The 13,167-nt window shown below is 63.9% G+C and carries 13 protein-coding genes; 5 read left to right on the forward strand and 8 right to left on the reverse strand.

Annotation, left to right across the window (positions count from 1 at the left end; all coding sequences use genetic code 11):
- Positions 1-20 precede the first annotated feature (20 nt).
- Complete coding sequence (locus DXH78_RS01180) at positions 21-1,649, forward strand: methyl-accepting chemotaxis protein (protein ID WP_115515346.1); 1,629 nt, start codon at positions 21-23, stop codon at positions 1,647-1,649.
- A 62-nt stretch (positions 1,650-1,711) separates the two neighbouring features.
- On the opposite strand, the gene msrP is transcribed toward DXH78_RS01180, so the two are convergent.
- The 6 genes from msrP to DXH78_RS01210 form a co-directional block, all read right to left on the reverse strand.
- A complete protein-coding gene (gene msrP / locus DXH78_RS01185; RefSeq protein ID WP_115515347.1) occupies positions 1,712-2,695 on the reverse strand; it encodes a protein-methionine-sulfoxide reductase catalytic subunit MsrP in 984 nt (327 codons plus the stop codon).
- 196 nt (positions 2,696-2,891) lie between these two features.
- Positions 2,892-4,973, reverse strand: a complete 2,082-nt coding sequence (locus DXH78_RS01190; protein WP_115515348.1) for an elongation factor G — start codon at positions 4,971-4,973, stop codon at positions 2,892-2,894.
- A 109-nt stretch (positions 4,974-5,082) separates the two neighbouring features.
- Complete coding sequence (locus tag DXH78_RS01195; RefSeq protein ID WP_168192665.1) at positions 5,083-6,069, reverse strand: ABC transporter substrate-binding protein; 987 nt, start codon at positions 6,067-6,069, stop codon at positions 5,083-5,085.
- 63 nt (positions 6,070-6,132) lie between these two features.
- Entirely contained in the window at positions 6,133-6,663 is a 531-nt protein-coding gene (locus DXH78_RS01200) for a hypothetical protein (protein WP_147292550.1), read from the reverse strand.
- Positions 6,664-6,683: 20 nt separating this feature from the next.
- On the reverse strand, positions 6,684-7,085 hold the full coding sequence (locus DXH78_RS01205) for a hypothetical protein (protein WP_115515351.1): 402 nt from the start codon (positions 7,083-7,085) through the stop codon (positions 6,684-6,686).
- A gap of 159 nt (positions 7,086-7,244) precedes the next feature.
- Positions 7,245-8,450: a pyridoxal phosphate-dependent aminotransferase gene (locus DXH78_RS01210; protein WP_115515352.1), complete on the reverse strand. Its 1,206-nt coding sequence runs from the start codon at positions 8,448-8,450 to the stop codon at positions 7,245-7,247.
- 196 nt (positions 8,451-8,646) lie between these two features.
- Here DXH78_RS01210 and DXH78_RS01215 point away from each other — a divergent pair, with 196 nt between their 5' ends.
- Together DXH78_RS01215 and DXH78_RS01220 are read left to right on the forward strand one after the other, a co-directional pair.
- Positions 8,647-9,933: a glycosyltransferase family 87 protein gene (locus DXH78_RS01215; RefSeq protein WP_115515353.1), complete on the forward strand. Its 1,287-nt coding sequence runs from the start codon at positions 8,647-8,649 to the stop codon at positions 9,931-9,933.
- 187 nt (positions 9,934-10,120) lie between these two features.
- Entirely contained in the window at positions 10,121-10,750 is a 630-nt protein-coding gene (locus DXH78_RS01220) for a glutathione S-transferase family protein (RefSeq protein ID WP_115515354.1), read from the forward strand.
- Positions 10,751-10,855: 105 nt separating this feature from the next.
- Here DXH78_RS01220 and DXH78_RS01225 read toward each other — a convergent pair whose 3' ends face one another.
- Both DXH78_RS01225 and DXH78_RS19720 read right to left on the reverse strand, forming a co-directional pair.
- A complete protein-coding gene (locus DXH78_RS01225; protein ID WP_115515355.1) occupies positions 10,856-11,092 on the reverse strand; it encodes a hypothetical protein in 237 nt (78 codons plus the stop codon).
- A 35-nt stretch (positions 11,093-11,127) separates the two neighbouring features.
- The gene (locus DXH78_RS19720; protein WP_168192666.1) at positions 11,128-11,424 is read right to left on the reverse strand and encodes a hypothetical protein; all 297 of its coding nucleotides are present in this window, start codon (positions 11,422-11,424) and stop codon (positions 11,128-11,130) included.
- A gap of 201 nt (positions 11,425-11,625) precedes the next feature.
- Between DXH78_RS19720 and DXH78_RS01230 the strand changes: the two genes are divergently transcribed.
- Both DXH78_RS01230 and DXH78_RS01235 read left to right on the forward strand, forming a co-directional pair.
- Entirely contained in the window at positions 11,626-11,916 is a 291-nt protein-coding gene (locus DXH78_RS01230) for a hypothetical protein (RefSeq protein ID WP_115515356.1), read from the forward strand.
- An 82-nt stretch (positions 11,917-11,998) separates the two neighbouring features.
- On the forward strand, positions 11,999-13,126 hold the full coding sequence (locus DXH78_RS01235) for a PQQ-dependent sugar dehydrogenase (protein WP_115517660.1): 1,128 nt from the start codon (positions 11,999-12,001) through the stop codon (positions 13,124-13,126).
- Positions 13,127-13,167 lie beyond the last annotated feature (41 nt).

A 13,167-nucleotide genomic window follows, 5' to 3' on the forward strand; every position in this document is an offset into this window, starting at 1 on the left:
CTGAGAGCGGAAGGCCAGCCATGCGCCTCAACAGCCCTGTCGTCGATGTCGAGCACGTAATCGAAGACGGCAAGACCATCGTCTCGACCACGGACCTCCACGGCAACATCACCTACGCCAATACCTACTTCATCGATGTCAGTGGTTACACCGAAGAAGAGCTCATCGGCGAGCCGCAAAATATTCTGCGGCATCCCGATATGCCGCCGACGGCTTTCAAGAATCTGTGGGACACCATCAAAGCCGGCCTGCCCTGGCGCGGTCTGGTCAAGAACCGCCGCAAGAATGGCGAATATTATTGGGTGATGGCCAATGTCACCCCGGTGATCGAGAACGGCAAAGCGGTCGGCTACATGTCGGTGCGCACCAAGCCGACGCGCCAGCAGGTCGATCTAGCGACCAAGCTCTACGCGCAAGAGCGCGCCAAGCCCGGCAGCGTCAAGCTGTCCCAGGGCCAGGTCGTCACCTCGTCGTGGGCGAGCTTCGCCTTCATTCAGCGCTATTCGATGGCGACCCGCACCCGCATCATCATGGCGATACTGCTGGCCTCGATCGGCACCGTCGGCGGCACCGCTATCGCGCAGGGCCTGCCGTGGTGGATCGGCGCCGTCTCCGGCATCAGCTTCGTCACCGCCGCTTCGGTCTGGTTCTATCTCGAGCAGAACATCCTCGGCCCGATCAAGGAGGCGCTGCGCGTCGCGCAATGCATGGCGGGCGGCGACCTCACCAGCCATGTCCAAACCACGCGCACCGACGAGATCGGTCAGTTGCTGCGCGCCATGGCGCAGCTCAACACCAACCTGCACTCGATCGTCGGCGACATCCGCAATAACTTCAACGATATCCTGTCGGCGACGGGCCAGCTTTCCAGCAGCAACCGCGATCTGTCGGCACGCACGGACTCGCAGGCCGCGGCATTGGAAGAAACCGCCGCCAGCATGGAAGAACTCACCTCGGCGGTGAAGCAGAATGCCGACAACTCCCGCGACGGCGACAAATACGCCGCAAACGCCCTGCAGACCGCCGAGAAGGGCGGCGCCATTGTCGGCAATGTTGTCGCGACGATTGCCGAGATCAGCGAGTCGTCGAGCAAGATCTCCGACATTGTCGGCATCATCAACGGCATCGCCTATCAGACCAATCTGCTGGCACTCAACGCCGCGGTCGAGGCGGCGCGCGCCGGCGAGGCCGGTCGCGGTTTCGCCGTGGTCGCCACGGAAGTGCGCAGTCTGGCGCAGCGGTCTGCAGCGGCGGCGACCGACATTCGCCAGTTGATCGAGGCCTCGGTCGCCAAGGTCAATCACGGCACCGTTCTCGCGAACGACGCCGGCACGGCGATGAACGACATTCTCGCCGCGGTTGCCAAGATGACCGGCCTCATGGCCGACATCGCCAATGCGTCCAACGAGCAATCGACCGGCATCAGCCAGGTCAATGATGCAGTCACGCAGATGGATCAGGTGACGCAGCAGAACGCCGCGCAGGTCGAGGAGACGTCGCACGCGACCGACGGCCTCCAGCAGCGCAGCACGAAGCTGAAGCAGGCGCTCGATGTCTTCAAGCTCGGGCGTACGGGCGGCGGCGCTGCCGCCACCCAGTCGGCTCAGAAAAACGACAAGCCGCGCCGGGCGATGCGCCGGGCGGCCTGAGCCGGTCCATCAAAGCGGGATCAATGCAGCGCGCGCCGCATTAAGCGGCGCGCGTATTGCTTTTACGCCCAGAGCCGCTCGCCGCTCATGCCCTTGTAGAGATCGGCGACGAACTCGCCATAGCCGTTGTACAGCAGCGTCGGCCGCCGCTCGCCGGTGCCGATGACCTCTTCGGTCGCCTGGCTCCAGCGCGGATGCGGCACCTCCGGATTGACGTTGGCCCAGAAGCCGTATTCGGAAGCCTGCAACGCCTCCCACATGCCCTTCGGCCGTTGCTCGACGAAGGAGAAGCGCACGATCGACTTGATCGACTTGAAGCCGTACTTCCACGGCACCGCGAGGCGCAGCGGCGCGCCGTGCTGCTTGGCCATCGGATGGCCATAGGCGCCGGTGGCGATGAAAGCGAGGTCGTTGGTGGCCTCGGCCATCGACAGACCCTCGACGTAGGGCCACGGATACCAGGATTGACGCTGGCCCGGCGCGACCTTCGGATTCAGGAAGGTTTCCATCTTGACGTATTTGGCCGAGCCTTGCGGATTGGCGAATTCCACCAGCTTCTTCAGCGGGAAGCCGCTCCAGGCGATCGCCATGCCCCAGGCTTCGACGCAGCGGTGGCGATAAGCACGCTCCTCGACACCCATCTTCTTGATGAGATCGTCGGCGTCGATCTCGATGGGCTTGTCGACCAGGCCGTCGATCTTCACCGCCCATGGCCGGACCGGCAGCTTCTGCGCCTGCTCGGCGACGTTCTTGCTTGAGTTGAACTCATAGAAATTGTTGTAGCTGGCGTTCACCTTCTCGTCGGTGATCGGCCGGTCGAGCACATACTTGTCGTTGCGCTTGGCCGGATAGAGCCCGGCATTCGGGTCCGGCAGGTTCGCGGCGTCGGACACCCGCTGCGCCTGCGCCAGGGTCGGGGCCAATGCCGGCGCCATCGCCAGCGCACTCGCTCCGGCAATCAAAACCTTGCGCCGGCTGAACACGAGGTGCTCGGGCGTGATCTGGCTTTCCGGGATTTCCCAGCCGCGGCGGCGAATGATGTTCATTGCGAAATGATCCCTCTGTCGTCCCATGTCGACATATACGGCCTAATGCCGCAAGGGGATCACAGGCAAATCACGGAATGGGGAGAACGGTCATTCCGGGCCGCGAGCAAAGCTCGCGGACCCGAAATCAACAGTTTGTGCGGCGGTCGCGCCCGGATTCCGGTTCGCGCTGGGCGCGCCCCGGAATGACGTGGTGCTACTCCGCCGCGCGCCGCGCGGCCACGACCTGCTCGGCCTGCCGGCCGGTCAGTTCCGCCATGTGGTCGAACTTGAAGCTGAACGAGCCGACGCCCGCCGTCGCCGAGCGCACCTCGACGATGAGATCGCCGATTTCGGCCTCCGCCATTTGCGCCCGCACGGTGTCCCAACCGTCCCAATTCTCGCGCGTATCGAAACCGAGGATGTGACCACGCCGGCCCGACAGGATGGCGTTGATGCGGGCGGTGGCGTCGTTCGGGCAGACAATCTCAACCATGTAGACCGGCTCGAGCAACACCGGCTGGCACTGCGGCAGACCGTCGGCGATGGCGATGCGGCCGGCAGTGCGGAACGCCATGTCCGAGGAATCGACAGTGTGATACGAGCCGTCGGTCAGCGACACCTCGACATCAACCACCGGGAAGCCGAGCGGACCGTGCTTGAGCCCGTCCTTGACGCCCTCCTCGACCGCCGGGATGTAATTGCGCGGCACCACGCCGCCGGTGACCATGTCGTTGAACTTGAAGCCGCCCTCGCGCGGCAGCGGCTTGATGTCGATCAGCACATCGCCGAACTGGCCGTGGCCGCCGGACTGCTTCTTGTGCCGGCCGCGGATGGTGATGGCCTTGCGGATCGTCTCGTGATAGCCGACCGCCGGCCGATGCGTCAGCACCGGCACGCCGTAACGGTCGGCAAGCCGCTCGGTGGCGACGCGGAGGTGCATCTCGCCCTGCCCCCACATCACCACCTCGTGACTCTCGGTGTTGTGGATCACGGTGAGCGAGGGGTCTTCCTCGGTCAGTTTGGTGAAGGCGACGCCGAGCTTGACGTCATCCTTGCGCTCTTTGGCCTCCACGGCCATGGCCAGCACGGGCGGCGACGGCGTGATCGTCACCAGCGGTTCTGTCGCGTGCTTGCCGGCCGATAATGTATCGCCGGTCTTCGCCCCATCGAGCTTGCCGAACGCCACGGTTTCACCCGCCGTGGCAGGGCCGCGCCTCGAAAACGCCTGGCCCATCAGACCGAAGACGCCGGACACCCGGCCGGCATCGCGGCGCGGCGCGAGGAATGTCGCGCCTTCGGCGACCTCGCCATTGAGCACGCGCGCGACCGACATCTTGCCACCATGCGCGGTGTGGAAGGTCTTGAGGACAATGGCCGTCGCGTCACCGGCTTTGGCGCCGAGCCGCTTCGCCGTGTCGGCAATGCCCGGCGCTTCGTGCCGCAACGCCTTCAACAGACGCAGCACGCCGTTCGAGCGCGAAGCGACGCCGAGCAGCACCGGACACACCGCGCCATCGCGCAGTTCTTTGGCCAGATCGTCGAACACCTTGTCGCGCGGCGGCTCCATGTCGCCGAGCAGTTGTTCGAGCAGCTCGTCGTCGTGATCGGCGAGCTTCTCCAGCATGGTGAAGCGCGCTTCCTTCTCGCGGTCCCTGTTCTCGCCGGCGAGTTCGATCACCTCGGACGCGGCATATTCGCGATAGACATGGGCGCGTTCCAGCGCCAGATCGACGAAGCCGGAGACAATGTCGCCGTTCCAGATCGGAATCTGGCGGAGCAGCAGCGGCACGCGCGACGCCGGCTGCAACAGCCTGACGGTCTCACGCACGCGCTTGTCGGCCTTGTCGATCTTGTTGAGAAACAGGAAGCGCGGAATCTGGCGATCTTCCAGTTCGCGCAAGATGAGCTGCAGCTGCGGCACCTTCTTTTCGTCGGCTTCACAGACGACGACGGCCGCATCGACGGCCGGCAGCACGCAGCGCATGTCGTGAATGAATTCGATGGAGCCCGGGCAGTCGACGAACGTATAGGTGTCGCCCATGAACTCGGTGGTGGCGAAGGTCGTCTCGACGCTCATCTTGTGATGACGCGCCTCCTTCGAGGCATCGCCGACCGTATTGCCGGCTTCGACGGAACCCTGCCGTGCGATGGCGCCGGTGCGCGCCAGGATCGCCTCAAGCAGCGTGGTCTTGCCGCTCTGGAATGGGCCCACCAGCGCGATGGTGCGGGGGCCCTTGGAACTTATCCCCTGGGAACGCGTGCCTTTCTGTTGCGCATTGTCTTGCTTCGAAAGCATGGCAACCTCCCTGGCCGGGAGCTGGACCAATATTACCCGGCCCGTGGCGCAATCGTTTCAGGCCTTATCGGCACTGGCAAGTCACGTTTGCGACGTTGCGCTGCAATAATCACTTGAAGTTCAAATCGACGAGATTTTGTGCATTGACCGTTTTGTCGAGCAGACCCTGCGCCTGATACCACGCGACGCGGCGGCTAAGGTCAGCGGTATCGACGCGCGCCTGCGCATCCATGTAATGCACTTCGCCTTCGGCCGCGGCCAACCCCTCGTCGCGGCGGGCGCGCGGATAGACATAATAAGCGAGAATCTTCGCCGCCTCTTGCGAGACCGCGTTCGACACGCGCTTGCTGTATCTGTCGAGGCGCAGAAATGCGGCGTGATAGTCGGCGGCGCCGCGCCGGTAGGCGCGAAGGAATTTCTCGCTGACGGCACGGCGGCCCGACAGCATCGCCTGTGAGGCGAACAGCGCCCCAAGTTCCGAGGTCGAGAACTGTGAGCACCAGGCCACCAGCTTGGCCTGATTGGTCGCGAGCAGATTGCGCGCTTCCACCATCGGCAGCATGGCAATGTCGGCGCGGCCTTCGGTGATGGCGGCGGCGGCCGCCTTCGGCGAGCCGGCGAAGCGCAAGGTGAAGCCCACCATACTGGCGCCCTTGGCCGTTCTGGCCTGCTCCAGTTGATAGTGCAGCGTGGAGCCGACGGCATCGACGACGACCACGCCGCTGAGCAACTGATCGAGCTTGCGGACGCCGCGGTCATAGGCGGCCGCCGACACAACCATCTCGTTGCCTTCGTAACCGTCCTTTTCACGCGCCTGGGCGGCCACGGCCTTGAAGACGCCCTGGCTCGCCAGCTTGACGGTCTCGATGCTCCAGTTGGCCAGCGCGATGTCGGTAGAGCCGGCGGCCATCGCCTTCACCACGTCGGCGTCCGACGCGTAGGCGGTCATGTCGAGCTCGATGCCTTCAGCCTTGAAGTAGCCGCGCGCCGCGGCCAGGAACAGCGCGCCATTGGCAGAACTGCGCGTGACAGCGACGGTCACGCGCTCCTGCGCCACGGCAGGCGCCAAAGCAAAAACGAATAATATCGCTGCCACGAGGCGGATAAACATGCCGCATGATAGCGAGTCCGTCCTCGATTCGCGCCTATGCCTGACAATCTACCGGCGACGGCCGATCAACATGCCGATAACCGCCGTCGCGGCCAAGGTGGCCAACAGCGTCTCCCGCGAGCCGTCGCGCACGACGCTGGCCGCTGCATCAATTGTCTGCCGGCTCAGAGCCACCGCGTCTGTCTCGGTTCGGTTGCCCGCCCCAGATGCAACGCGCTGGCTCTTGCGCAAGATGTCACGCGCCTCGGTCTTAATAGTGGCAAAATCGGGCGACGGTTGACGCGCGGCATTGGTGCGGATGGCAACGATAGTGAACGTCAGCAGCGCGATCACCAGTGACGCGCCGCCGGCAGCCGCGAGCCCGGCGAACGGGCCATGCACCATGGCCACCGCAAGATAAAGCGCGGCCAGACCGAACAGCACCGTAACCAGGGTGAATGCCAGCCCGACCACCACCAAAGCCGCGGTAACGCCGGCGGCAGCCGCCTGCCGCTTGGCGTCAGCGATGGTGCGATCCTTATACGATTGCGCGAGCAGCATCAGGCGGGATGCCTGCCCCTGCAAGACAATATCGGCCACGGATCGCAAGGTGCTCCACATCAGTTGCGGCCCCGGGACAGCATGCCGATGACGATGCCGACGAACAACGTGCCGCACACGGTTCCGAGGGGATTGCGCCGTGCCGTGTTCTCAAGCTCCGCGGCGAAGGTTTTGACCTGCGCAGTCGCGGTGCTCGCCGCCTGGCTTGCAAGGCCGCTCACCTCTTCGGCGACGTTCGACCCGATGTTCTGCGCTGTGCGATAGGCTTCGCTGCCGGCGTTGGAGACGAGCTTGGACAAGGTCTGCTGGATCGAGGCCATGTCGTCCTTGAGTTTGGCCATGTCACGGGTCAGATCGGCACTCGCGTCATTGGCCGAATTGGCAACGCGCGAAGTGCCCTTATTGAGTTCGTCGCTCAAATTGTCCTTGACGTTTGATGCCTTGGTGGCGAGGTCTGTCATGTTTCCGTCTCCTGTGCGCGCCTGCATTCTGTGTCCCGCGCCAACGGAAGCGAACCCGCAAAGTTCCGACGGCCGTCAAATTAAAAAAGCCGGCACACTTTACGTGTGCCGGCCTTTAGCTTTTGACATACCACGCCGCAATTACGCGGCGGAAAAACACTACTTCAAATTGCCGCAGAAACGCTGGATGCGCTGGCAGGCATCTTCGAGGTCCGACGTCTTGGTGGCGTAGGAGATGCGGAAGGCCGGACCAAGGCCGAAGGCCGAGCCCTGCACCACCGCGACGCCTTCGGCCTCGAGCAGTTCGGTGACGAAGTCCTCGTCGGTCGCGATCTTCTTGCCGCCCGGCGTGGTTTTGCCGATGGTGCCGGCACAGGACGGATAGACATAGAACGCGCCTTCCGGCATCGGGCACTTGATGCCGCTCGCCTGATTGAGCATCGACACCACGAGGTCGCGGCGCCCCTTGAAGATGACGTTGTGTTTGGCGATGAAGTCCTGCGGACCGTTCAGCGCCTCGACCGCCGCCCACTGCGACACCGCCGCCGGGTTCGACGTCGACTGCGACTGCAGCATCGCCATCGCCTTGATCAGTGGCTCGGGACCGCCGGCATAGCCGATGCGCCAGCCGGTCATGCAATAGGCCTTTGACGTGCCGTTGATGGTGAGCGTGCGCTCGTAGAGCTTCGGCTCGACCTGCGCCGGCGTGAAGAACTTGAAGTCGTCATAGACCAGGTGCTCGTACATGTCGTCGGTCATCACATAGACATGCGGATGACGCACGAGCACGTCGGTCAGCGCCTTCAACTCGGCCTGCGTATAGGCGCCGCCGGTCGGGTTCGACGGCGAGTTCAGCAGGAACCACTTGGTCTTCGGCGTGATCGCCTTCTCGAGCTGCGCCGCGGTGATCTTGAAGCCGGAGTCCATCGAGCAGACGACCTCGACCGGCGTGCCACCGGCCAGCATCACCATGTCGGGATAGCTCACCCAGTACGGCGCCGGGATGATGACCTCGTCGCCCGGGTTCAGCGTCGCCATGAAGGCGTTGTACAGCACCTGCTTGCCGCCGGTGCCGACGGTGATCTGCGAGGGCTTGTAGTCGAGGCCGTTCTCGCGCTTGAACTTGGCCGCGACCGCGGCCTTCAGCTCCGGAATGCCGTCGACATTGGTGTACTTCGAGGCGCGGCCTTCGCGGATCGCCTTGATCGCCGCTTCCTTGATGTTGTCCGGCGTATCGAAGTCCGGCTCGCCGGCCCCGAGGCCGATGACGTTACGGCCCGCCGCTTTCAGCGCGCGCGCTTTATCGGTCACCGCGATGGTGGGCGATGGCTTGATGCGCTTGAGGCTGTCGGCGAGGAAGGCCATGTCAAATCTCCCAAAATTCAGGTGCGCGGAGGGTCTAAAGCGCAGTGGGCTGCACTGCAAGGCGGTTTGAATGATCCACCCATCAGCGCTGTTGATGGGCGTTTCGCCCTCCCGCCCTTCGTCATTCCGGGACACATCAGGAGGACGTCGGCCCCGGAATGACCAAGCGTTAAGCCCGCTTTGCTAGACCCGGCCCATGGCCAGACTGTTCGACAACCTGCGCACCGGCGCCTGGGTCTCCCGGGAACGGGCCCGGCTGGTCGGCTTGGCCGTTCTAGCGACCTCCCTGTTCGGCCTGCTCTATATTCTCGCCACCGCGACCGGTCTGAACGACTATTCCGGCCGGCCGATCGGGTCCGATTTTTCCAATATCTACGCGGCCGGCACCTATGTGCTGGAGGGCGAGCCGGCCAAACCCTTCGACCCCGCGGCCCAGCACAGCCGCGAACAGGCGATCTTCGGTGCGGTCACGCCGTTTTACGGCTGGCATTACCCGCCGTTCTTTCTCGGGCTGGCGGCGCTGCTGGCGACCATGCCCTATCTGCTGGCGCTGGCCGTCTGGCAGGGCGTGACGCTGGTTTTGTACCTGCTGGCCATACGAGCCGTACTTCCTATCCCTCCTCCACTTGCCGGAAAGAATGGCCCGCCGAGCTGGCTATCGTTCCCTTTCGGGGGCGGGATAGAGAAGCTGTGGCTTCTCCTCGCCCTCGCCTACCCGGCCGTGTTCATCAATCTCGGCCACGGCCATAACGGCTTCCTCACCGCGGCGCTGTTTGCCGCCGCGCTGTTGACGCTGGACAGCCGGCCGATCCTGTCCGGAGTCCTCATCGGCTGTCTCGCCTACAAGCCGCAATTCGGACTGCTCATTCCGCTGGTGCTCCTCGTCACCGGCCGCTGGCGCGTTTTCATCGCAGCCGGCGTCACCGTGGCGCTGATGGCGCTCGCTGTGACCGCGGCCTTTGGCGTCGAGGTCTGGCGCGCTTTCCTCGCCAGCGGTGAGTTCACCCGCACGGTCGTACTCGAACAGGGCGGCACCGGATGGCACAAGATCCAGAGCGTCTTCTCATGGGCGCGAATGTGGGGCGCCGGCCTGCCGCTCGCCTACGCGGCGCAAGCGGCGACAACCGTGGCGGTCGCCACCGCGCTTGTTGTCATCTGGCGCGGCCGCTCAAGATTTGCCGAGAAAGCTGCCGCACTCCTGATCGGCTCCATTCTGGCGACGCCGTACAGCCTCGATTACGACCTGATGCTGATCGCGCCGGCCATCGCCTTTCTTGCCGCCGATGCAGCCCGGCACGGCCCGGCGCCGTGGCAGAAAACGCTGCTCGCCGCGCTCTGGCTGGTGCCCTTGATCGCGCGTTCGTTTGCGCAATTCACCCACATACCATTGGGCGTTCCTGTCTTGCTGTTGTCGTTCGTCTGGCTGCTTGACCGGGCCTTCCGTACCGACGCCCCGGACATCATCGAATCGCAAACGGCATAAATCTTCTGCATGTACGAAGATTGCTGGAATCGTTCTGCGCTTGAGGCCGTAAAATTAGCGCAAACATCGTGCGGCCGCATGATACGGTGGCCATGCAATTGCCCGAGTCTGACGTTTCATAAGCACCGCGTTGCGCCGGACCATGCGTGTCGGCGCCGACAATTGAGCCTGCTTCGGAGGCGCTCCAATGTATACCCTTTATTCGATGCAGCGTTCGGGCAACAGCTACAAGGTCCGCCTCGCGCTGGCCAAGCTCGCGATGCCCTACAGGCTGGTCGAAGTCGACATCCTGCAGGGCGAAAGCCGCACCCCCGAATTTCTCGCCATGAATCCCAACGGCCGCGTGCCGCTGCTCGAGGTCGCGCCGAATCGTTATCTCGCCGAGTCCAACGCCATTCTCTGGTACGTCGCGCGCGGCACCGAACTGGCGCCTGAAGACCCGATCGAGCGCGCCGAGGCGCTGCAATGGATGTTCTTCGAGCAGAGCAGCCTCGAGCCGAACATCGGCGCCGCCTATTTCTGGCTGTCGCTGGTCAAAGGCGGCCGCGAGCTGCAGGAACATTCGCTCGATGACTGGATGGAGAACGGCAACCGCGCGCTGCGCGTGATGGAGATGCATCTGGCGAAGCACGACTTCTTCGTCGCGGATCGCTTCACCATCGCCGACATTGCGCTCTATGGCTATGCGCATGTCGCGCATCTGTGCGATTTCGACCTGACGCCGTTCCCGGCGGTCAAGGCCTGGCTCGGTCGCGTCGTCGAAGAACCGGGTTATGTGGCGATGGATGAGCAGCCCACAGCGGTTGCCGCTGAATGAAATCGCGGCCATGAGCCGCGAACCGTCTTCACATCAATCTCATCTAAAAGCATCGGCCGTCCGGAGGCTTGCGCCTCCGAACGGACCGATAGCACCGCGCTTCGGTTACTGAGAAAGCGCAGCCTCAGTGGCACGATCGAACGCACGCTGTTCGGCGCTGGTGTAGGACGCATTGTTGTGCGCCGGCGCGTAGGCATAAGCCTGCGTACCGCGCAGCTGCTGCGTCTGCTGGGCGACGACCGGCTGGTTGACGTTCTGGTGCAGCACTTCAGACGCGTCGCTGGCGAAAGCCGAGGTGGCGAAGCCGACAGCGATGAGCGAAGCGATGATGGTCTTGGTCATTGTCGTGGTCTCCTTCTTGAAACGACAACGGTGATCTAGATCGCGATCGCGCCACGCCAAGTGGTTACATGGAGGATATCATGCGTTGTGATGACTCCCGCATCGCGGATCACGCGAGCGTGAGACACACGCGATAAAAATTTCACCGTGGTGTTTCCGCGCAACGCGAATGCGAAAAGCCCCAGCACAAAGCGAATTTCGACAGTGCGTGGAGCAGCAGCATCGCTTTGCCGCCACATCATCGCTCGCACTGACAGCGCGGCACCACTCGCACTACAAATGTCTGCCATGCGCCTGTCGGCAGGACCATGCGGGGTACCAGGTGCGGTCATGGATGTACCCGCCTTCGGCGTAACGCCCCCGGAACCGCGCGTCCTCTCCCCCGGCATTAACGGGCGGTTAACCATCATTGCCACCAAACCGCCCCGGTTCCTGAATGCCTTCGCCACAATCGGGTCGAACCAGCGCCGGGTTCCGGCGTTAGAAAGAAGAACGATTCAACATTCGAAACGGCTGGTTTTGACGGTTTCGTCATGCGCAAGCACCGTAAAGTCGAAGGTTTCCGGGGTCCGGCGGACCCTGACGCCCCGGGCGTAGAAGCCCGGCGTGTCGTGCTGGCCGAGTTGGCCGCCATTGCCGGCCTGACCGTTGCCACCCTCATCGCCGCGACCGCGGTCTCGGTCGGCATCGCGCGGGCCAGCGCGCTGGATGGCGTCATCGACAATGACGGCGGCCTGTTCACCATCGCGCTCATCCTCGGCTTGGCCTTCCTCGCCGTTGGCGGCTTGTCGCTGCTGCCGGGCGTGCGCAAACCGCGGCACTAATCCGCAGCCCTTTTTCCTGGTCTGCCGCGTTAAGGTGGCAATGGGCGCGTTTGCGTCCTGATCGCTGAACGAGGTGACCATCATGCTGCGCCATCTTCCTCTAGCTGCCGCCCTCGCTCTCGCGCCGGTGGCCGCAGCTGCGCAGACTTACTCGTCGTCGGCTGGGCCGCTTGCGGTCGAAACCGTGGCGCGCGGGCTCAATCATCCTTGGGCCCTCGCCTTCCTGCCTGATGGCCGCATGCTGGTGACCGAACGTCCTGGCCGCCTTCGCATCGTTACGGCCAAGGGCGAAGTGTCGAAGCCCGTCGAGAATGTGCCCAAGGTGTTCGCCCGCGGCCAGGGCGGCCTGCTCGACATTATTCTCGATCGCAATTTCACGCAGAACCGCACGCTCTATTTTTCGTACGCGGAGCCTGTCAGCGGCGGTGGCCGCACCGCGCTCGCCCGCGCCGTGCTCGATGCCGGCGCAGCGCCGGCCTTGCGCGATGTGAAGGTGATCTTCCAGCAGTCCGGCCCGCCGTCGAGCAGCAATCACTTCGGCGGCCGCATCGTGCAAGGCGCGGACGGCAATCTCTTCATCACCACCGGCGACCATTTCACCGATCGCGACATGGCGCAGACGCTCGACAACGATCTCGGCAAGGTCGTGCGCATTACACCGACTGGCGAGGTGCCGAAGGACAATCCCTTCGTCAACCGCGCCGATGCCCGTGCCATCATCTGGTCCTACGGCCACCGCAACCCGCAAGGCCTCGCCATCAATCCGGCCGACGGTTCGCTGTGGGAACAGGAACACGGCGCCCGTGGCGGCGACGAGATCAACATCATCAAGCCCGGCCGGAACTACGGCTGGCCGGTAGTATCCTTTGGCGTCAATTACGACGGCACCCCGGTCGGCACCGGCAAGCAGCAAGCCGAAGGCATGGAAGATTCGGTGTGGCACTGGACGCCATCGATCGCTCCGTCCGGCCTCACCTTCTATACGGGCACCCTGTTCCCGCAGTGGAAGGGCAGCCTGTTCAGCGGCGCGCTGCGCAGCCAGTTCTTGTCGCGGCTGGACATCAAGGATGGCAAGCCAGTCAAGGAAGAACGCTTGCTGCAAAACCTCAACGAGCGCATCCGCGATGTCCGCCAAGGCCCCGATGGCGCGCTTTATCTGCTCACCGACGCCGACGACGGCCGCATCCTGCGCGTCGCGCCGGCCAAGTAATCAGCGCGCATCGGCCTCACACGGGATCCAGCGACCGGTGC

Source organism: Undibacter mobilis, from assembly GCF_003367195.1.
GTDB classification, from domain to species: domain Bacteria; phylum Pseudomonadota; class Alphaproteobacteria; order Rhizobiales; family Xanthobacteraceae; genus Pseudolabrys; species Pseudolabrys mobilis.

What these genes read in the sequence shown, in the direction of transcription:
- DXH78_RS01190 (WP_115515348.1), bottom strand. Translation starts at nt 4,973, where the DNA reads ATGCTTTCGAAGCAAGACAATGCGCAACAGAAAGGCACGCGTTCCCAG.
- DXH78_RS01215 (WP_115515353.1), top strand. Translation starts at nt 8,647, where the DNA reads ATGGCCAGACTGTTCGACAACCTGCGCACCGGCGCCTGGGTCTCCCGG.
- DXH78_RS01220 (WP_115515354.1), top strand. Translation starts at nt 10,121, where the DNA reads ATGTATACCCTTTATTCGATGCAGCGTTCGGGCAACAGCTACAAGGTC.
- DXH78_RS01180 (WP_115515346.1), top strand. Translation starts at nt 21, where the DNA reads ATGCGCCTCAACAGCCCTGTCGTCGATGTCGAGCACGTAATCGAAGAC.
- DXH78_RS01210 (WP_115515352.1), bottom strand. Translation starts at nt 8,450, where the DNA reads ATGGCCTTCCTCGCCGACAGCCTCAAGCGCATCAAGCCATCGCCCACC.
- DXH78_RS01205 (WP_115515351.1), bottom strand. Translation starts at nt 7,085, where the DNA reads ATGACAGACCTCGCCACCAAGGCATCAAACGTCAAGGACAATTTGAGC.
- msrP (WP_115515347.1), bottom strand. Translation starts at nt 2,695, where the DNA reads ATGAACATCATTCGCCGCCGCGGCTGGGAAATCCCGGAAAGCCAGATC.
- DXH78_RS01225 (WP_115515355.1), bottom strand. Translation starts at nt 11,092, where the DNA reads ATGACCAAGACCATCATCGCTTCGCTCATCGCTGTCGGCTTCGCCACC.
- DXH78_RS01230 (WP_115515356.1), top strand. Translation starts at nt 11,626, where the DNA reads ATGCGCAAGCACCGTAAAGTCGAAGGTTTCCGGGGTCCGGCGGACCCT.
- DXH78_RS19720 (WP_168192666.1), bottom strand. Translation starts at nt 11,424, where the DNA reads ATGACCGCACCTGGTACCCCGCATGGTCCTGCCGACAGGCGCATGGCA.
- DXH78_RS01235 (WP_115517660.1), top strand. Translation starts at nt 11,999, where the DNA reads ATGCTGCGCCATCTTCCTCTAGCTGCCGCCCTCGCTCTCGCGCCGGTG.